This is a genomic window from Epibacterium sp. HA2-3 (genome assembly GCF_055693725.2).
This window is the reverse complement of record NZ_CM172490.1, coordinates 2,073,944-2,093,137: the sequence shown is the minus strand read 5'-3', so window position 1 is coordinate 2,093,137 and position 19,194 is coordinate 2,073,944. Positions and strand designations below refer to the sequence as shown.

Here is a 19,194-nt window from a genome sequence, read left to right as displayed (position 1 = left end):
TCAGTCCTCCAGCACCCATGTATCCTTCGTGCCACCTCCCTGCGAGGAGTTGACCACGAGCGACCCTTTCTTGAGCGCAACCCGGGTGAGACCACCGGGGGTGATATGCACCTTGTTGGGGCTGCACAGAACAAAGGGTCTGAGATCGACATGCCGCGGGCTCAGCCCCGCGCGCGAAAAGATCGGCACGGTCGAGAGCGCCAAGGTCGGTTGCGCGATATAGTTGCCCGGCCGCGCCTTGAGCTTGCGACGGAAGGCGGCAAGATCCTTCTTGCTGGCAGTCGGCCCGATCAGCATCCCATAGCCGCCGGATCCATGCACTTCCTTGACCACCAGATCCTCGAGATTGTCGAGCACATAGGCCAGCGCATCAGGCTCCGAGCAGCGCCAGGTCTGCACATTCTGCAGCAGGGGGCGCTCGCCAGTGTAGAATTCGACGATCTCCGGCATGTAGCTGTAGATCGCCTTGTCATCGGCGATGCCGGTGCCGGGCGCATTGGCGATCGTGATGTTGCCTGCGCGGTAGACATCCATGATCCCCGGCACGCCCAGCGCGCTCTCGGGATTGAAGTTCAGCGGGTCGAGAAATTCGTCATCCACCCGGCGATAAAGCACATCGATGGGTTTGTAGCCTCGGGTCGTGCGCATGGCGACGCGCCCGTCGATCACCCTGAGATCCTGCCCCTCGACAAGCTCGACGCCCATTTTGTCGGCCAGAAACGCATGTTCGAAATAGGCGGAGTTGTAGATGCCCGGGGTCAGCACGGCGACCACGGGTTTGCCGGTGCAACTCTGCGGTGCGCTTGCCGCTAGAGACCGGCGCAGATCGGTCGGGTAATTTGACACCGGCTGCACCCGGTTCTGACTGAAAAGCTCCGGGAACATCTGCAGCATGGTTTCACGGTTTTCAAGCATGTAGCTCACGCCAGAGGGGGTGCGGGCGTTGTCTTCCAGCACGTAAAACTCGCCCGGGCCGGTGCGCACCAGATCGATGCCGACAATATGCGTGTAGACCCCACCCGGCGGCTCCACCCCGATCATATGGGGCAGGAAGGCATCATTGCGGCTGATCATCTCTTTGGGGATCCGCCCCGCCTTCACGATTTCCTGTTTATGGTAAATGTCATAGAGGAAGGCATTGATCGCGCGCACGCGCTGCTCAATCCCGCGCGACAGGCGCGCCCATTCGCTGCCTGAAATGATGCGGGGGATGATGTCAAAAGGGATGAGGCGCTCTTCGGCCTCGGCCTTTCCGTAGACGTTAAAGGTGATCCCGGTCAGCCGAAACAGCTTGTCCGCGTCCCGCTGTTTCTTGCGCAGGCGGGCCGGATCCTCACTGCCAAACCAATCGTGAAATTCACGATAGGGCTCCCTAAGAGACCCACTTGTTCCCCACATCTCATCAAAGCTTGTTGGTTGTTCCATGGTTGCTCTCAGATCGAAGTTCTCAACCAAAAGCATATAAGAAAAAGGTAATTTTTAAAGGGCATGCGTATCATAACACGGCTGCAACGCCGTGATCGGCGGGGAAATCGAGAAACTGACTAGATTTTAGGCACCTCCTGCACGGCGCGGCGTCGAGAGGATTTACCCGTGCTATTCCGGGCCTTTGCAATGCACTGCGCGCGGGGAGGGATGTCCGCGTTTCGCGCTGCGGTGCGGCCACCGGGGGCAGGTCGATTTACGCTACGTCACGATCCTCCTGAGAGGCGCGGGACATGGTTGCGGCGACGTATCTGAGCTGAGTTGAGAAAGTGAGCGCCCGGCTCAAAACCGGGCGCATTCTGTCTCAGGTCGGCGGTTTGCCGCGATATTTTACGGTTAACTCAGCGGGGACGTCCTCGGGTTCATAGACCCCAAGCAAAATGCCTTTGCCGCGTGAAGCGCCGCGCCCCGCAATGATCTGCGCGTCCGAGCGGGTGATGCGTTGCGACATGCGCCGCCCCCACTGCCCGAGGCGCGCATACATCATATCGATCACCTCAGTGTGGTCTGGACTGCGGCCAAGGTCGTGAAATTCCTGCGGGTCGTTTTTCAGATCAAACAGCATTGGCGGCAGGCCGCCCTCGGCGTGCATGAATTTCCAGCGCGTGTCCGTCACCATAAACAGCCGCGCATCGCGGGGGGCGATGCCAAGCTTCACACTCATCGGCGTGCCGGAATAGTCGTATTCGCTGATTGCGTAGTCCCGCCACGCTTCGGGTGTCTGGCCATGCAGCCATGGTGTAAGCGCGCGGCCTTCCAGAATGTGATCTGCGACCTCGCCGCCTGCGGCCTCCACAAAGGTCGGGAGCAGGTCGATGTTTTCCACCAGTGCATCGCAGGTGGTGCCCCGGGTAGCGTCGGCTTCGGGGCGGGGATCATAGATGATCATCGGTACTTTGACGGAGGGCTCGTGAAAGAGATCCTTCTCGCCCAGCCAGTGATCGCCCAGATAGTCGCCGTGGTCAGAGGTGATCACGATCATCGTATCATTCATCCGGCCGGTGTCCTCAAGGTACTGAAACAGCCGCCCCATCTGGTCGTCGCATTGCTTTATGAGGCCCATATAGGCGGGGATGGCGGCCTGTCGGACCTCCTCGCGCGAGAAGGCCTGACCGATGGCATTGCCCATGAAGGCCCCATAAACGGGGTGCGGATCGTCGCGCTCCGCGGGGTCTTTGACGGCGGGCAGCACATGCTCCGGTCCGTACATGTCGTGATAGGGCGCGGGCACGATATAGGGCCAGTGCGGCTTGATATAGCTCACATGCGCGCACCATGGCCCCTCGGCCTGTTCAATGAACTCGATGGTCTTGGTGGTGAGCCACGGGGTTTCGCTGTCTTCCTCGGCAATATTTGCGGCCTTCTGCGCATTGGCCATGAACCAGCCGGACGCCATTTCTTCGCCCTCAAGACCCGCATTGGCGAAGTCGTGCCAGGGGTTGTGACCCGCGTAACCTTTTGATTTAAGGTATTCATTATAGGGGCTGCGTTTTTGGTCATAAAACCCGTCCGGCCCCTCGGCCCAGAGGCCATCGTCGCGGATCCAGACGTCAAAGCCGCATTCGGCCTGGCGTGCGCCAATCACGCTGTCGGGGCTGAGACCGAGGCGGGCCATGCCTTCGCTGTCAGCGTTCATATGGGTCTTGCCAATGAGCCAGCAGCCCATGCCCGCCTTGCGCAGGTGATCCCCCATGGTCCATTCGCCCACCCGCAGCGGCGAGTTGTTCCATTGCGCCCCGTGGCTGGACACATAGCGCCCGGTATAGCAGCTCATCCGTGCGGCGCCGCAGATCGGGGATTGCACATAAGCGTTAGTGAACCGCACGCCGCGCTCGGCCAGCCGGTCGATATGAGGCGTCTTGAGATGCGGGTGGCCCGCGCAGCTCAGGTAGTCGAACCGGAGCTGGTCGAACATGATAAAGAGAATATTCATAGCGCATGCCTTGTTCCGAGTGCCAAAACGACGATAGGTTAGGTCGGGAGGCACAAAAACCCTTTGGCAAAACATGCCGCTGGGTGGCATGACGAGATATGCTGAAAGAAAATCGCTCTCTGGATCGTGGTATCGAAATTCTGGAAACCCTCGCGCGCGAGGGAGCGATGTCGCTTGCGGATCTGCACCGGGCGACAGGCCTGCCCAAGAGCACGCTGCGCCGTCTTTTGCAGACCTTGATTGCGCGCAAGATTGTGCGCCGTTCCCTTGCAGACAAGCTCTATCGGACCTTGGTTGTATTTCCAGATATTTCGGGCGAGGTCATGCCAAAGGGGATGCTGCATATCTCAGAGGCGGCGATCCCGCGGGCGCTTGCGTTGACCAAGGAGATTGGCTGGCCGTCCGACATCCATATCCGCGAAACGCGTGCGATGCGGATCATCGACAATACCCGCCACGCCAGCACCTTTCACGTCGAGCGCGGCCAGATCAACCAGCGTGTCAGCCATTTTGGCTCGGCCACCGGGCTCGCCTGTCTGGCAGAGATGAAAGATTCTGAAATCGCCACCATCTACGAGGCCTTCAAGCCCGATCTTCAGTGGGGTCCGGTGCGTTTCGGGCTGGACCTCGCGGGGCTGATGGCGCGGATCGAACAGGTGCGCCAAGTGGGCTATGCAGAGCGCCTCTCTGCGCCGATGAGCGATCCGGATTGGGACACCGATTTGCGCGCCATCGCCGTCGCCATCAAGGCCCGTGGGCGCGTGGTGGGCGGTCTGTCGGTGCTCTGGCTCAGGCCCTACAAACCTGTCGAAGAATTCGCGCGCCTGCATCTTGAGGCACTGCAAACCGCGGCCGCCGAGATCAACGCCACGCTTGATGCCGTGTGGGAGGACGCTGCGAACTGATGCGCCCCGGAGTTTCAGGTCAGCGCGCGTCTTACGGGCGCCCCACCTGGTGTCAGAGAATGCTCTCTGCCGCCTGTTTGGCGAGAAACGCACTCCGATAGAGCTGTGTTTTCACAGCGCGCCCCCTGTCCGGCACAAGGTCAGAGATCGGCAGCGGCAGGCTCTCTTCGGGTGCGCCGGCAAAAAGATCCGCCAACGCCCGACCAAACAGTGTCCCGGTTGTTATGCCGCGCCCGTTATAGCCCACCGGTGCATAGAGCCCTTCGTCGAGGCGGTGAATGCGAAACAGATGGTCCGGAGTGAAGGCGATCTGCCCGTGCCAAGCATCCTCAAAGTCAAGTGTACCAAGATCTGGAAACAGGCGACGCAACTTGCGTTCCGCCCACCGGCGCGAGAGCCCTGCGGTGCCGCCCACGACCGACCCCATGGAGCCGATGATCAGCCGCCCCGCACGATCGCGGCGCAGAGAGAACATGATCTTGCCGGTGTCCCAAAGGCCCTGACCATCGGGGAGGATCGCGCTGGCCTCAGCGCCCAAGGGGGCCGTGGCAAGTTGGAAGAAATGGATTGGGGTAAAGCTCTGCGCCAGTTTCGGCCAGAGGTCCGCGCTGTAGGCATTAGTGGCAAGGACCACACGTCCAGCGGTAATCACGCCGCGATCGGTCTCCACTTTCCAGTCCGCACCGTCTTTCTGCAGCGACAGTACCTTGGTCTGCGTGGAGATCTCGGCCCCGGCGGCCCGTGCGGCGCGGGCCAATCCGCGCACATACCCCATCGGATTGATGGTACCCGCGCGGGCATCCAGGAGGCCCCCGTGAAATTTGACGGTGCCGGTCTTCTCGGCGGTTTCTTCGGCCGACAGCAGCCGCACCGGAGCGCCAAGTGCCTGCCAGCCTGCGGCGCGCGCTTCGAGATCGCGCAGGCCCGAGGCGGCGTGGGCCGCGTGGATCGTGCCCGCGCGAGTTGCCTCGCAGCGGATCTGATGGTGCTCGATCAGCGAGAAAACATAGTCTGGCATCTCGCCCAGCGTGCGCACAAGGGCGCCGCCGTGCGTCTTGCCCAAGAGGTGTTCCACTTGCTGTGGCGGCAGCCAGAGCCCGGCATTGACCAACCCGACATTGCGCCCGGAGCCTCCGTGACCGATTTCTGCGGCTTCCAGCACATGACAGGACAGCCCCTTGAGCGCGCCATGGAGCGCGGTCGAAAGACCCGTGTAGCCACCTCCGACGATCGCCACGTCAACGCGGCTTTCACGGGCGTTTGGATTTGCGTAGGCGGGCTCCTCGGACGAATGGTCCCACAAAGAGATTGGCTCGGCGTTGGATTGGGACAGGGATGTGTCTGCGCGCACGCTGGGCTCCTCGAGTGTTTTGGGGGTCTGCCGAATGGGCGCAGTCGGCCCGGCGTCGAGGCGACACTGGGGCAGGGCAGGGCAGCTGTCAATCGCTGTGAACAGCAGAGCGCACGGCGTGGCGCATGCGGGGTGGTCTTGCCGCCCCGCGCCTCCTAGAGTGTTGAGGTCAAACGGTTCAGGAGGCCTTCATGGCTCAGCTCAAGACCTCATCGGCACAGATGGTTGCCGCCGCCCGCGCCCGCATTGAAGAGATCGACGCCGCCGCCGCCATTGCGCTGCATGATGCGCCCGATGTGGTGTTTGTCGATCTGCGCGATGTGCGTGAACGTCAACGCATGGGATTCATCCCCGGTAGCTTTCACTGTCCAAGAGGCATGCTGGAGTTCTGGGTCGATCCCGACAGCCCCTATTTCAAAGAGATCTTTGCCGAGGAGAAGCGGTTTATCTTCCATTGCGCCTCTGGCTGGCGCTCGGCGCTCTCGGTTGCGCTCTTGCAGGATATGGGGTTCGAGGCCGCGCATATCAGCGATGGTTTTTCCGGCTGGCGCTCTGCTGGCGGGCCGGTGGTGGAGCCTGTGGACGAGTCCTAAGCTTCGCCGGCAGAGTCGCATAAGGCGTTCAAAACCCGCCCAAAACAGGGCTATTCCAAGGCAGCGGAGTCGGGCTTTGCGCGCATCTGTGGCGCGGCTGCACTAGTGGGGTGCTGCGAGGATGGTTAATCAGATGTAACCAACCAAAGACCCTCTCCTCCAGCAGGTACACCCATGATCCGATCTCTTGCGCTGGCTCTGTGCGCCGCGATTGCGCTTTCTGCGACGGGCGCTGCATTTGCAGCCGATCCGGTCCGAGCAGAACCTTTGAAACGTCATCGCATTGGCTATGGTCATCTGATCGACAATGATCTGATCGGGGATGGAAAGGACCGCTGGCGCACCGGTTCGGTGGCGTCGTCGCGGATCTATGGCTTCGGGTGGGACGGTCAGGCTCCTGCGGGGTTCGGCGAACTTCTGGAACTGCGTTTCCTCGGTCAGATTCTGGCGCCAGATAACCTGCGCTCTCCGGCAGCCGGAGATCGGCCCTGGGCCGGGGCGTTGTCGCTCGGGGTGCATACCCATATGCGGCGCGGCACGCTGGAGCTCTCGCTCGGTGGGGATCTCGTATTCATCGGCCCGCAAACAGGACTCGATGACTTTCAGGATGCGCTGCACGACCTCGCCAATACCACGCGCCCATCCGACGCGGTACGAGCGGCGCAGGTCTCCAATACCATTCGCCCGACCCTGGTGGCCGAGGTTGGCAGAACCATTTCTCTTGGCCCGCGCAGTCACCTTCGCCCCTTTGTCGAAGCGCGGGCAGGGGATGAGACCTTGGTGCGCATTGGCGCGGATTGGACCTTCGGGTCGGCCGGCATTGGCGAGCTCATGGTGCGCGACCCTGTCACCGGACAACGCTATAGAACCATGTATGAAACGCGCGGCATCAGCTTCACGCTTGGGGCAGATGTGGCGCATGTGGCGCAATCCGTCTACCTGCCCGAGGGACGGGGCTATGATCTGAACGCACGCCGCGATCGCCTGCGCGCGGGTCTGCATTGGCAAGGCGATGGGCGCGACTTCTTTTACGGGATTACCTATCTGGGCAAAGAGCTCTCCAGCCAGCCCGAAGGGCAACTGGTTGGCTCTCTGCGTCTGCGCTGGACCTTTTAAAGTGATTTTTTCGCCACGGTGCGCGTGTGAAAAGGACCCTCTGGTCAGACATTAAGACTTTCGCCTAGGGGTCTGATTTGTTAACGCTTCGTTAAGGATTGAGATCAACTCAACTGAGGCAGGCTAGAGCGGATGAAGACGGGCTTTCGAGGCACGTTTGTCATCTCTTGGACGCAAACGGAAATTGATGGGCTCGATGCTGCACCTGTTGCGGCACTCGACGTGGGAGCCGCGTGGTCATGGCATGGCGACGCCCTGCGCGTGGATGGACCCTCAGAGCTGCTGCGTCTGGATATGGCAGATGGAGAACAGGACCTCCGACGCCGTGCAGCGCGCACGGTAAGACGCCTTGTGGGCGCTGCCGTGCAGAATCGCAGCGATGTTCATGCGATCGAGATTGACGATCCTGTGTCCGACAGTAGTTTCATTGTCACCAACGGCGTGCAGAGCTACACCGTGACGGTGATCGAGGCGGGGCGTGGACGTCCGCCACTCTTGATGTTTGTCGATGACATTCCGCCGCGCAACACGGATCTCTGGGTGGTCCATCACGCGCTTGGCTACATGGGCGCGGACCAAGCTCCACAGAACCCGGGGGTAATCTGTTTCACCCCGGGCACGCGCATTGCCACCCCCGAAGGGCCAAAGCCCGTCGAAAGCCTGCGCGAAGGCGACCGGGTTCAGACCCGCGACAACGGCGCCCAGGTCGTGCAATGGATCGGGGTGCGCCGAATGAGCGGTGCGCGTCTCTTTGTGATGCCCGCGCTGCGTCCGGTCCGCATCCGCGCCGGAGCCCTGGGCATTGACCGCCCGGAGCGCGAATTGCTGGTCTCGCCAGAGCATCGGATGCTTGTGCGTGGTGCGGCGGCACGGGCGCTGTTTAACGAATCCGAGGTGTTGGTGGCGGCGCGGGATCTCATCAACGGGCATACCATTGATGTGGACACCACCGTGCGCGAGGTGACTTATGTCCACCTGCTTCTGGAACACCACCAGGTGATCTGGGCCAATGGCGTCGAGACCGAGAGCTTCCACCCCGCCCACGCAGCCCTTTGCGCGCTTGATGATATGGATCGCAAGCGACTGTTGCGCAGATTGCCTTCGATCGAGCATGACCCCGCAAGCTACGGGGCATTTGCGCGGCGCAATCTGTCAGCCTCTGAGGCTGCGATTCTCAGGCATAGCGCAGCCTAATGGAGCGTCTTTGGCGCTGAGTTTTCTTATGTGCGAGGCTCTGCCTCGCGCTCCGGGATATTTGACGTTAGAAGAAGGAGGGAGCACCTGCGGCTTCTTCTAACCCACAATATCCTGGGGTGAATTGGCCGAAGGCCAAGAGGGGCAACGCCCCTGCGCGGGAATTCCCCGGTATTTGGGCTAGCGCCTGAGCTTCGCGCTTGACACCCTGCCGCGTTCCTGTAGAAGCGCGACTTCATTGGTGTTGGTGGCCCCCGCAAGGGGATGCCTGTCAAGGTCGAGGATCATCAGATCCAAATCCAAGAGGACAACGCCCTTTATCGCCGTGGCGAGCCTGATCTGGTTCTGACGGTTGTGCGTCGCGCGCGTCCGCAACCCGAAAAGTGGGAACCGGTTTTCGGAGCGAGTTGCGGAGCCAAATATAAAGGAGATCAGCCGTGACCAAACGCACGTCTGCCAAGTACAAAATTGACCGCCGCATGGGCGAAAACATCTGGGGCCGCCCGAAGTCCCCGGTGAACCGTCGCGAATATGGCCCCGGCCAGCACGGTCAGCGCCGCAAAGGCAAACTCTCTGACTTCGGTATCCAGCTGCGCGCCAAGCAGAAGCTCAAGGGCTACTACGGCGACCTGACCGAAAAGCAGTTCCGCCGCATCTATGGCGAAGCCGAGCGTGTGAAGGGCGACACCGGTGAAAACCTGATCGGCCTGCTGGAGCGTCGTCTGGACGCCGTCGTTTACCGCGCGAAATTCGTGCCGACCGTTTTCGCGGCCCGTCAGTTCGTGAACCACGGCCACGTTCTGGTGAACGGCAAGCGCGTCAACATCCCCTCCTACCGCGTGAAAGAGGGTGACGTGATCGAAGTGCGCGAAAAGTCCAAGCAGAACGTTGCCGTTCTCGAGGCTGTTCAGCTCGCCGAGCGCGACGTGCCTGACTACATCGAAGTGGACCACTCCAAGCTGACCGCCACCTTCGTGCGCGCACCCGGCCTGGCTGACGTTCCGTACCCGGTCGTCATGGAACCGAACCTCGTGGTCGAATTCTACGCCAAAAACTAAGTTCGCAGCGCCGTTCGGGCGCATGCAGAGACATTGCGAAAGCCGCTCCGATTGGGGCGGCTTTTTGCATTTTGGTCATTTGTCCGCTGTGCGTGCAGCTAAGGCTTGGGGTTCAGGGGTTTTGCCGCTTAGGGTAGCGTAAAAGCCGGGGCATCGCAGCCAAGACTGTGCCCCTTTGAGATTGGGGAGACCACTATGTCGAAGATTTCCACCCTGTGTCGCGCGTTGGCGGGGGCCGCGACATTGACCGTTGCACTATCGGCCGTGGCACTGGCTGCGCCATTGAAGCTCACGCCGGCTGATCCGCAACCCTCAAATCTGAAGCCGGGACTATCCGTGCGCTACGCCTATCCGGCCGACGTCAAAACGCTCTCTGCTGCGCGCAATGCGCTCAAATACAAGGTCGAGCAGGGGGCGCCTCTTGCGGGGTTGGATTATCGCGATACCGAGCTTGGGCAAAACGTGTTGACTGCCAAACGAGCCGAGCGCGTGGTGGCGGATATTCGCGGCTACGTCCGGTTTGAAAGGCCGGGGGTGTATACGATCGACTTTCTGACCAATGACGGGCTGCATGCCACCGTAGGCGGTCAGGTGGTTGGGGAGTATGATGGACGCCAGCCCTGCGAGGAAACCTTTGCTGTGGAGGTCGAAGTCCCGAAAGCGGGCTGGTATCCGCTCAAGGCGTTGTGGTTCCAGCGCACCAATACCGCCTGTTTGCACATGCGGGCAGGGCCTGCGGGGAAACGTCCGAAGTGGATGCCGAACGCGGCGTTTGGGCACTGAAATCGAAAGGGGGCAGGGGAGGTGCGCCGCGATCTTCGCCCCTTATTTTTCAAGTAATTCATCGGAAAAAATATGATAGCCATTCGACCGGCCGTGTCAGCGGACGCCGAAAGCATTGCCGCCGTGTTGGAGGCTCTGCGTCAGCGGGGAGGCGCAAGACCGCAGGAGACGCGGCATTTATACGCGAGACTTACATTGAGAATAGCCATCGCATCGCCTGTTCGGTCGCGATTGATTCTGCGGGGCGACTGCTGGGGTTTCAGTCCTTGCAGATTGCGCCGGAGGGCAATCCTTATGGTGCGCCGGCGGGATGGGGCGTGATCGGCACGCATCTCCATCCTGAGGCGAGCGGGCAAGGGATTGGGCGTAACTTGTTTGCAGTGACGCGCGCGGCGGCGGAGGCTGCGCGTTTGCCCGCGATCGAAGCCCTGATCGGCGCCGATAACGTGCAAGGTTTGGGCTACTACAGCGCCATGGGGTTTGTCGATTATCGCGAAACGCCGACGGCGGTGGGCAAGAAGCTGGTTCTCACCACCTGAGGTCATGCGTCGTGAACACGCGTTGTGGTGACGGGCGTATGCCCCTCAGACCGGCAGCGGGCGGCTTTCGGCAATGGCTTCCATGGCGAAATAGGACGTCACGCTATCGAGCTCGACGCCCGCGATCAGCCGTTGGTAGACCTTGTCGTAGGTCGCCATATCCCGGGTCACCACCTTCAGCTGGTAGTCGTAGTCGCCCCCGATGCGGTGAAAATCTACCACTTCCGGGATCGTCAGCACATGGCGGCGAAACTGCGCCAGCCACTCTGCGGAGTGATGCCGTGTGCGCAACATGACAAACACCACCAGACCGAGATCGAGCTGGCTGCGGTCCAGTTCGGCCCGGGTGCCGCGCAGGATGCCCTTGTCCTGCAGGGCCTTGAGCCGTCGCCAGCAGGCATTCTGCGAAAGGCCGACTCGCTGCGCGAGGTCGCGTTGCGAAAGGCTGCCATCACGCTGCAGCGCGCGCAGAAGGTCGCGGTCAATCTGATCTAAGTTCTTCGACATTCATCGATCATATGAAATGGATATACCGCTGTCACCCGTGAACTTAGGTGAAAATGAACGCTCATAGGTGGTCTATCATTGCAGAAATAGCAATGAGGGCGCGCATATGATCTTTGATGAGTTCAAAACGTCGATCAAAAACACAGCGGACGCGGGGCAACTGGCCGCGACATTGATTGGCGAAGGGGTCATGATTCCCGGCCTCAGAGGCGACGTGCCGCTGGTCTATGCAGACTATGTGGCCTCTGGGCGCGCGATGCGCCCAGTCGAAGACTTCATTGCCGAAAAGCTCCTGCCGTTTTATGCCAACTCGCACACCGAAGCGTCCTATTGCGGGCAGTATGTGACCCGGATGCGGCGTGAGGCGCGGGCAGAAATCGCGCGGCTGACGGGTGCGGGGGACGACTGCGAGGTGATCTTTGCAGGCTCCGGTGCCACGGCGGGTTTGAACCGGTTGGTGAAGCTTTTGGGGATTGAAGAGGCCACGCGCCCGGTTGTGTTTATCGGCCCTTACGAGCATCACTCCAACATCCTGCCGTGGCGCGAGAGCCGCGCCGAGGTGGTCGAAATCCCCGAAGGCCCTGATGGCGGCGTGGATCTCGCAGCCCTTGAGGCGGCCTTGGTTGCGCATGCGGAGGCGGATCTGAAGATCGGCAGCTTCTCGGCGGCGTCGAACGTGACGGGGATCATCACCGATACCGACCCGGTCACGCGGCTGTTGCGCGCGCATGGCGCACTTGCGGTTTGGGACTATGCCGGGGGTGGGCCCTATCTGCCCATCGACATGGGCGCGCATGGCGCCGAGCCCAAGGACGCTGTTGTGGTGTCGCCGCACAAATTTCCGGGCGGGCCGGGGGCCTCTGGCGTTCTGGTGCTGCGCCGCGATGCGGTGCGGGCGCAAAACCCCTCATGGCCAGGGGGGGGCACGGTGAGCTTTGTCTCGCCTTGGTCGCATCGCTACGCTGACAGTCTCAGCGCGCGAGAAGAAGCCGGCACGCCCAATGTGGTGGGTGACATTCGTGCGGCGCTGGCGTTTTTGGTCAAGGAAGCCGTGGGGCAGGAGCAGATCGAGGCCCGCGAGGCGCAGTACGCTGCAAAGGCGCGCGCGGCCTGGGCGGATGTGCCGGGGCTGACGCTTCTGGGGCACGCGCATGCCCACCGGCTGCCGATCTTTTCCTTTACCGTGGAAGGGGCCTCCGGTGCGCCGGTGCATCAGCAACTCTTCACCCGCATGCTCAGCGATGTTTATGGCATTCAGGCGCGTGGTGGATGCGCCTGCGCGGGACCTTATGCACACCGGCTGCTTGAGATCGACGAGCCTCAGTCTGAGGCCCTGCTTGGGGATCTTCTTGCCGGGCGGGAGTTGCAGAAACCGGGCTGGGTGCGGTTGAACTTCTCTTACCTGATGGCCGAAGAGACCGTGGATTATGTGATCGAGAGCGTGAAGGCGCTGGTGCTGGAGGCCGAAGATATCGCGGCAGCTTACGATGCGGATCCGAGCACCGCGCGCTTCCAGCCACGGGCAGCCTGAAGACTACCCTGTCTTTGATGCCGGGACGGGATCCGAGGCCCGGGATGTTTCGCCTCGGGCTTTGCCCGCGCCGCCCCCGCTTCGAAAGGGGGGCTTTATCGAGGCGCAGTCTGCGTGCGGAGCCTGACGATATGTCACGCCGACAATGCCGCCAGCGAACAGAGACGCGCCGGCAGCGAATACTTGCCGCGAGACATCAGCTGTTGACCAAGCGCTTGAGGCCGGCGTTGATCGCGGGCCTGCTGGCGCGGGTGGATACGGTGATCGCGGTGTGAAGACTGCGCGCTCCAAAGCGCTGATCCGGTTGCTCACGCAGTTGCGCCTTTTCCCATCGCGCTCTTGGCGTTATGAGGAACAGGTTCGCCAAGGAGCTCAGACGATATGACCCAAATCACGCCGCAACCCGGTATCATGGACATCGCGCTTTATCAGGGGGGCGCGGCCCATGTGGACGGGGTGAGCAATGTGACCAAGCTTTCCTCAAATGAGAACCCGCTTGGGCCCAGCCCGGCCGCAGTTGAGGCTATGGCCGAAGCCGCAGCCACGATGCATCGTTACCCAAGCTCCGATCATGCCACCTTGCGCGCCGCTATCGCCGAGACTCACGGGCTCGATGCCGAGCGCATCATTTGCGGTGCCGGAAGCGACGAGATTATCGCCTTCCTGTGCCAGTGCTATGCCGGGCCCGGAGACGAGGTGCTCTATACCGAGCATGGTTTTGCCATGTATCGCATCTCGGCGCTGGCCGCCGGGGCGACCCCGGTGGAGGTCAAGGAACGCGAGCGTGTAACCGATGTGGATGCGCTCCTTGCGGGCTGCACGGCGCAGACCAAGCTGGTGTTTATCGCCAATCCCAACAACCCCACCGGCACGATGATCTCTGAGGCAGAGGTTGCCCGCCTCGCTGACGGTATCCCGGAGGATGCGATCCTCGTTCTGGACGGCGCTTATGCTGAATATGTCGAGGGGTTTGACGCAGGTGCTCAGCTGATCGCCGCGCGCAACAACGTCGTCATGACTCGGACCTTTTCCAAGATCTACGGTCTTGGCGGTGCGCGGGTGGGATGGGCCTATGGCCCACAGGAAATCATCGATGTCCTGAACCGCGTGCGCGGGCCGTTCAATGTTTCGACAACGGCGCTTGCAGGCGCTGAGGCTGCCGTGCGTGACACTGACTATGTGCAGCGCTGTCGCCTTGAGAATGCCAAATGGCGAGGCTGGCTGGCGGATCAGCTGGCAGAACTCGGGGTGCCCTCGGATACCTCCTGCACCAATTTCATTCTGGCGCGGTTTGCCTCGCAATCCGAGGCCGAGTCCTGTGATGATTTCCTCAAGCAGCGCGGCCTGATCGTGCGTCGGGTCGCGGGCTACAACCTGCCCACCGCGCTGCGGATCACCATCGGCGATGAGACCGCCTGTCGTGCGGTGGCCGCAGCGGTGAAGGACTTTAAGGCCGGGGCGGCAGAATGAGCGAGATCACCGCCAAGCCCGTCTACAACCGCGTGGCGCTGATCGGACTTGGGCTGATTGCCTCGTCGATGTTCTGGGCCATCAAACGCGCAGGCCTTGCAGGCGAAGTCACCGGCTACGCCCGCAGCGCGGAGACCCGAGACACCGCGCGTCGGATTGGTCTGTGTGATCGGGTCTGCGACACGGCAAGCGCAGCGGTGGAGGGCGCGGACCTCGTGGTGCTCTGTGTGCCGGTGGGGGCGATGGGGGGCGTGGCCGCCGAGATTGCCCCGGCGCTGATGCCGGGAGCGACCGTTTCGGATGTGGGGTCGGTGAAACGCCATGTGATCGAGGATGTGGCACCCCATATCCCCGAAGGCGTGCATTTTGTGCCCTCCCACCCGCTTGCGGGCACCGAGCATTCCGGTCCCGAGTCGGGCTTTGCCGAGTTGTTCGATAACCGCTGGTGCCTTCTGGTGCCAGTGGACGGCAGCGCGCCAGAGGCCGTTGCGCGGCTGCGCGCACTCTGGGAAGGCATGGGCGCGCATGTGGACGAGATGGACGCCGACCACCACGATCTGGTGCTAGCGGTGACAAGCCACACGCCGCATCTCATCGCCTACACGATGGTGGGGGTGGCGGATGACTTGCGCCGCGTCACCGACAGCGAGGTGATCAAATACTCGGCTGCGGGGTTTCGAGACTTCACCCGGATTGCGGCCTCGGACCCGACCATGTGGCGTGATGTGTTCCTGACCAACAAGGATGCCACGCTCGAAATTCTTGGCCGCTTCACCGAAGAGCTTTTTGCGCTGCAACGCGCGATCCGGACCGGGGATGGTCAGCATCTGCATGACTATTTCACTCGCACCCGCTCGATCCGGCGCGGCATTATCGAAGCCGGTCAGGACACCGCGGCACCCGACTTTGGTCGCGGGGCGAAAAAGTGATGGCGTTGGCGCGGCATACGCTGGCCGGGCTGGCCCTGGCCTGTGTCGCGTTCACGGGCATGCCTGTTGTGGCGGCTCCGGAAACGACGCTGCGCCCCCCTGCGGTGCGTGGAGGAGCGACACCCGAGTCTGCACGCGTCTCCGCGATTGCCACTGCTGCGATCTTGCCTCAACCCGCCCCTGCACTGCGACCGCAGCTGCGCCCGGTATCGGCTCAGATTCTTGCCGCCGCAGCCCGCCCGACCGAGCAGATCCCGGTTGCACCCGATGGCACCCTTCGTCCCATGATGCGCACACCCGAATTCACCCAACAGGTGCTGTTTGGCCGCGCAAAGCGGCGCCGGGGATCCGTTTGCGGCGACATCGATATTCAGGGCGAAGAGGCGGGCAATATTGCCGGAACGCTGCAGGGATGCGGAGCGCGTGATGCCGTGCGCGTGCGGTCGATCTCTGGCGTAGGGCTCAGCCGGCCTGCAGTGATGACCTGCGAGACTGCAAAGGCGCTCAACAAATGGGTGTCGCGCGATGTGGAGACCGCCTTTGGGCGCTCCAACCGGGTCGTGGAGCTGCGGGTTGCGGCGGGTTACAGCTGTCGCACGCGCAACAACCGTCCTGGCGCCAAGATCTCGGAACATGGGCGTGGCCGTGCCATCGATATTTCGGGCTTCAAGCTCGAAGATGGGACCGTGGTGAGCGTCCTGAGGGGCTGGGCCGATGCGTCGACAAGCAGAGCGCTCCGGCAGATCTGGAAAGCGGCCTGTGGTCCGTTTCGCACGGTGCTCGGGCCGGAGGCGGACATCTATCACCGCGATCACTTCCACCTTGATGTGGCGCGTCATCGCAGCGGGCGCTACTGTCGCTGATCCAACCGGACCTTGCTTCGACACCTGCGCATTTGTGCGGGTACGGGCATGACAGGCTTTTCGCTCAGTTAGCGGATGATCAGCCGCGGCGCCGGACCGAGGGGGATCGGGCCGATCGTGATGTTGCCATTGCGAAAGCCCAGCGTAATGTCGAGATCCTCCGGGTTGCCGCTCGCACGCGCCATCACGGCCACAACCCGGCTGGCCTGCTCGCGCAGCGTCGGGCTCAGCAATCCGGTATCTTCCGCCAGTTCCAGAAACTCCGCCCAGGCTTCCACCTGAAGGGCCACTTCTCCGGTGGGAATGCCAGCCTCGTCAACCTCGAGCGCGCCCGACATCTTGAGGCGCATCTCGCCCCAATGAGCCTCCAGCAGCGCAAGGTCGATCTGACGAGGCTGGGGGCGGCGGTGTTCCAGCGCGGAGAGATCCCAGGCTTTGTCAAAGGTCACATCCATCGCAAGGCTAAGGGTTTCAAAGGCCTGCGGCAGTTTGGGCGCGGCGCGCAGCAGGCGGCGCAGCGCCTTGCCGGGGCGAAAGGCGCGGGCCTCGGCGCTGATTTCATAGGACTCGGCCACCGATCCCTGCACCATGCGCAGGCTCAGGTCATCCGCCGAGAGCGTCGCTTCAGCGTCGTCGCCAATGCGCCAGCTCCCCGAGGTGAGCCCCAGTTCTTCGAGCTCCAGTGCAAGGCCTGGCGCGAGGAACAGATCGGCCTGCAGTCCCTGGGTCGTGATCACCGCGGTCTGATCATAGTAGGAGAGGCGCTGGTCGCCGTCGGCAAAACGCAGGCTTTGGTGGCCGGGCCAGATCGCGGGGCTCTGCAGCTCCAGCCAGTCCGCACGCCATGCGGCCCCGGTGCCGGGATCGGCGAGGGCGGGCTGCGCGATCCGGGTCACATGCCGCCAGGGATAGCCGCCAAACCCATCACGCGCGGTGATCTCTTTGACTTCCACCTGCCAGCCCCGCGCAGCCTGTTGCTCGAACCAGCCAGCAACGCTCTGTCGTAGTCCCCATGCGGCAACGGCCCAATAGAGCGACCAGACCACACAAAGCCCAAACAGGATCTTCAGACCGCGTTTCATGCCGTGGAACCCCTTTTGCTTGTGGACGTTTTGCTGTTTATAGGCGTTCGCAACAAAGGACCAGTAACATGACGATGTGGGTATTTGGATACGGCTCTCTTCTGTGGAACCCGGAGTTCCCCGTTGCGCGCCGCGAGGTGGCGACGCTGCATGGCTATGCGCGCTCCTTTTGTATGCGATCAATCCACCATCGTGGCAGCGAAGAGGCTCCGGGGCTGGTACTGGCGCTCGACGAACAGGACGAGGCCCACTGCAAGGGGCTGGCCCTGAGTGTGGAGGCAGGCCACGAGGAGGCGACCCTTACGGCCCTGCGCGAACGTGAGCTGATCTCTTCGGCCTATGTGGAGCGGTTTCTCGATGTGGACCTCGAGAGCGGCGAGCGCGTGAATGCCGTGGTCTATGTGATCGACCCCCATCATGTGCAATATTGCCATCTGGAGCTTGAAGAACAGGCGCAGATCATCGCCCATGCGGTCGGTGGGCGCGGTCCCAACAGCGAATATCTCTTCAACACTGCGGGCCATCTCGATGAAATCGGCCTCAGCGATCCGGACCTCAACTGGCTCACGGAGCGGGTCCGACATATTTTATCATAAATCCTTGGCGACCATGGGACTTTCGGTCTAGGCTGCAGGCGCAGAACCAAGACAAAGCCTATCGGGAGCCGCAAAGAAATGGCGCATCACGAACGCGAAGGCCGGCCACAGTTTTCACAGCCGGTGCGTCAGGTTGTCATGATGCTGATTGCATTGGGACTGGCGGGGGCGGGCGCTTTTATGGCGTTGCCGCGGGTGATGCCGGTCTTTGAAGCCAACCCCTATCTTAATGGCTTTATCGCCTTTGTGTTCATCGTCGGGGTTTTGGCGACCTTCTGGCAGGTGATGCAGCTCATCAACTCGGTGCGTTGGATTGAGCGTTTCGCTGCCGGCGTCACCACCGACGAGGATCGCGCGCCCTCGATGCTGGCGCCACTGGCTGCGCTCTTGCGCTCGCGGGGGGCGCGGATGCAGCTTGGCTCGGCCTCGACTCGCTCCATCCTGGATTCCGTTGCAGAGCGCATCGACGAAGAGCGCGAAATCACGCGATATATCGTCAACCTTTTGATTTTTCTTGGTCTTTTGGGGACGTTTTACGGTCTGGCGACCACGGTGCCAGCTGTTGTCGACACCATCCGCAGCCTTGCGCCCCAAGATGGCGAAGAGGGTGTCGCTATCTTTAACCGGCTGATGACGGGACTTGAATCGCAGCTGGGCGGTATGGGCGTGGCCTTTGCCTCCTCGCTTTTGGGGCTGGCGGGATCGCTCATCGTGGGCCTGCTCGAACTCTTTGCAGGGCACGGGCAGAACCGTTTTTACCGCGAACTCGAGGAATGGCTGTCGTCCTTCACCCGTGTGAGTTTTTCCTCGGGCGAGGAGGGCGGCACCGGCGACAGCAACCTCGTGGCGGGAGTGCTTGATACCATGGCGGAGCAGATGGACGCGCTTCAGGCGATGTTTGTGGAAACCGCTAAGGGACGCGCGGAGGTCGAAGGCAAGCTCTCGCGCCTGATCGACACCATCGAGGACATGAACCGCCGTCAGGATGATGTGGCGTCGATTTCCGGTGCGCTCGAGCGTGTCGCGGTTGGTCAGGAGACGCTCGCCGAACTGATGCGGGCCCATGGTGACGTTGGCATCGACGCCGAGAGCCGCATGCGCCTGCGTTCGATCGACGTACAAATGCTGCGCATCCTCGAGGAAATCTCCGCTGGACGGCAAGAGAGCCTCTCGGAGCTGCGCAAGGACATCGACCTGCTGGTCAAAGCTTTCGCAGGCCCGCGTGGCATGGATCGCGCGGCGCGGAAAGAGAGCTAACC

Annotated in this window: 18 protein-coding genes; 13 read left to right on the top strand and 5 right to left on the bottom strand. The window is 62.0% G+C overall.

Annotated elements, in window-relative coordinates; translation table 11 throughout:
• Both ACZ1HH_RS09790 and ACZ1HH_RS09785 read right to left on the bottom strand, forming a co-directional pair.
• Complete coding sequence (locus ACZ1HH_RS09790) at positions 1–1,425, bottom strand: circularly permuted type 2 ATP-grasp protein (RefSeq protein ID WP_044026845.1); 1,425 nt, start codon at positions 1,423–1,425, stop codon at positions 1–3.
• A gap of 364 nt (positions 1,426–1,789) precedes the next feature.
• Positions 1,790–3,418, bottom strand: coding sequence for a sulfatase-like hydrolase/transferase (locus ACZ1HH_RS09785; RefSeq protein ID WP_472636528.1), 1,629 nt, complete (start codon positions 3,416–3,418; stop codon positions 1,790–1,792).
• Positions 3,419–3,516: 98 nt separating this feature from the next.
• Between ACZ1HH_RS09785 and ACZ1HH_RS09780 the strand changes: the two genes are divergently transcribed.
• Positions 3,517–4,323, top strand: coding sequence for a helix-turn-helix domain-containing protein (locus tag ACZ1HH_RS09780; RefSeq protein ID WP_472636527.1), 807 nt, complete (start codon positions 3,517–3,519; stop codon positions 4,321–4,323).
• A gap of 52 nt (positions 4,324–4,375) precedes the next feature.
• On the opposite strand, the gene ACZ1HH_RS09775 is transcribed toward ACZ1HH_RS09780, so the two are convergent.
• Positions 4,376–5,674 carry an NAD(P)/FAD-dependent oxidoreductase gene (locus tag ACZ1HH_RS09775; protein WP_487320260.1) on the bottom strand — a complete coding sequence of 433 codons (1,299 nt, stop codon included), beginning with the start codon at positions 5,672–5,674 and terminating at the stop codon, positions 4,376–4,378.
• Positions 5,675–5,865: 191 nt separating this feature from the next.
• Between ACZ1HH_RS09775 and ACZ1HH_RS09770 the strand changes: the two genes are divergently transcribed.
• From ACZ1HH_RS09770 to ACZ1HH_RS09745, 6 genes are all read left to right on the top strand, one after another.
• On the top strand, positions 5,866–6,267 hold the full coding sequence (locus ACZ1HH_RS09770; protein WP_472636526.1) for a rhodanese-like domain-containing protein: 402 nt from the start codon (positions 5,866–5,868) through the stop codon (positions 6,265–6,267).
• A gap of 174 nt (positions 6,268–6,441) precedes the next feature.
• Entirely contained in the window at positions 6,442–7,383 is a 942-nt protein-coding gene (locus ACZ1HH_RS09765) for a lipid A-modifier LpxR family protein (RefSeq protein WP_472636525.1), read from the top strand.
• Positions 7,384–7,515: 132 nt separating this feature from the next.
• A complete protein-coding gene (locus ACZ1HH_RS09760) occupies positions 7,516–8,577 on the top strand; it encodes a Hint domain-containing protein (protein ID WP_487320259.1) in 1,062 nt (353 codons plus the stop codon).
• Positions 8,578–9,014: 437 nt separating this feature from the next.
• Positions 9,015–9,635 carry a 30S ribosomal protein S4 gene (gene rpsD / locus ACZ1HH_RS09755; RefSeq protein ID WP_011539431.1) on the top strand — a complete coding sequence of 207 codons (621 nt, stop codon included), beginning with the start codon at positions 9,015–9,017 and terminating at the stop codon, positions 9,633–9,635.
• Positions 9,636–9,830: 195 nt separating this feature from the next.
• Entirely contained in the window at positions 9,831–10,418 is a 588-nt protein-coding gene (locus tag ACZ1HH_RS09750; protein ID WP_011539430.1) for a PA14 domain-containing protein, read from the top strand.
• Positions 10,322–10,957: a GNAT family N-acetyltransferase gene (locus tag ACZ1HH_RS09745; RefSeq protein WP_472636524.1), complete on the top strand. Its 636-nt coding sequence runs from the start codon at positions 10,322–10,324 to the stop codon at positions 10,955–10,957. The genes ACZ1HH_RS09750 and ACZ1HH_RS09745 overlap by 97 nt, the downstream gene beginning before the upstream one ends.
• 45 nt (positions 10,958–11,002) lie before the next feature.
• Here ACZ1HH_RS09745 and ACZ1HH_RS09740 read toward each other — a convergent pair whose 3' ends face one another.
• Entirely contained in the window at positions 11,003–11,464 is a 462-nt protein-coding gene (locus ACZ1HH_RS09740; protein ID WP_416368841.1) for an Lrp/AsnC family transcriptional regulator, read from the bottom strand.
• Positions 11,465–11,570: 106 nt separating this feature from the next.
• On the opposite strand from ACZ1HH_RS09740, the gene ACZ1HH_RS09735 reads away from it, so the two are divergent.
• The 4 genes from ACZ1HH_RS09735 (at position 11,571) to ACZ1HH_RS09720 (ending at position 16,257) form a co-directional block, all read left to right on the top strand.
• Positions 11,571–12,995, top strand: coding sequence for an aminotransferase class V-fold PLP-dependent enzyme (locus tag ACZ1HH_RS09735; protein WP_487320258.1), 1,425 nt, complete (start codon positions 11,571–11,573; stop codon positions 12,993–12,995).
• Between the two features lie 381 nt (positions 12,996–13,376).
• Entirely contained in the window at positions 13,377–14,465 is a 1,089-nt protein-coding gene (gene hisC, locus ACZ1HH_RS09730; protein WP_472636523.1) for a histidinol-phosphate transaminase, read from the top strand.
• Positions 14,462–15,394: a prephenate/arogenate dehydrogenase family protein gene (locus tag ACZ1HH_RS09725; protein WP_472636522.1), complete on the top strand. Its 933-nt coding sequence runs from the start codon at positions 14,462–14,464 to the stop codon at positions 15,392–15,394. The genes hisC and ACZ1HH_RS09725 overlap by 4 nt, the downstream gene beginning before the upstream one ends.
• Positions 15,394–16,257, top strand: coding sequence for an extensin-like domain-containing protein (locus ACZ1HH_RS09720; protein ID WP_487320257.1), 864 nt, complete (start codon positions 15,394–15,396; stop codon positions 16,255–16,257). The genes ACZ1HH_RS09725 and ACZ1HH_RS09720 overlap by 1 nt, the downstream gene beginning before the upstream one ends.
• A 68-nt stretch (positions 16,258–16,325) precedes the next feature.
• Here the strand turns inward: ACZ1HH_RS09720 and ACZ1HH_RS09715 are convergent, their stop codons facing one another.
• Positions 16,326–17,339 carry a DUF2125 domain-containing protein gene (locus ACZ1HH_RS09715; RefSeq protein ID WP_472636520.1) on the bottom strand — a complete coding sequence of 338 codons (1,014 nt, stop codon included), beginning with the start codon at positions 17,337–17,339 and terminating at the stop codon, positions 16,326–16,328.
• 68 nt (positions 17,340–17,407) lie between these two features.
• Here ACZ1HH_RS09715 and ACZ1HH_RS09710 point away from each other — a divergent pair, with 68 nt between their 5' ends.
• Complete coding sequence (locus ACZ1HH_RS09710) at positions 17,408–17,935, top strand: gamma-glutamylcyclotransferase (RefSeq protein ID WP_472636519.1); 528 nt, start codon at positions 17,408–17,410, stop codon at positions 17,933–17,935.
• 78 nt (positions 17,936–18,013) lie between these two features.
• Positions 18,014–19,192 carry a hypothetical protein gene (locus tag ACZ1HH_RS09705; protein ID WP_011539420.1) on the top strand — a complete coding sequence of 393 codons (1,179 nt, stop codon included), beginning with the start codon at positions 18,014–18,016 and terminating at the stop codon, positions 19,190–19,192.
• Positions 19,193–19,194: the final 2 nt, after the last annotated feature.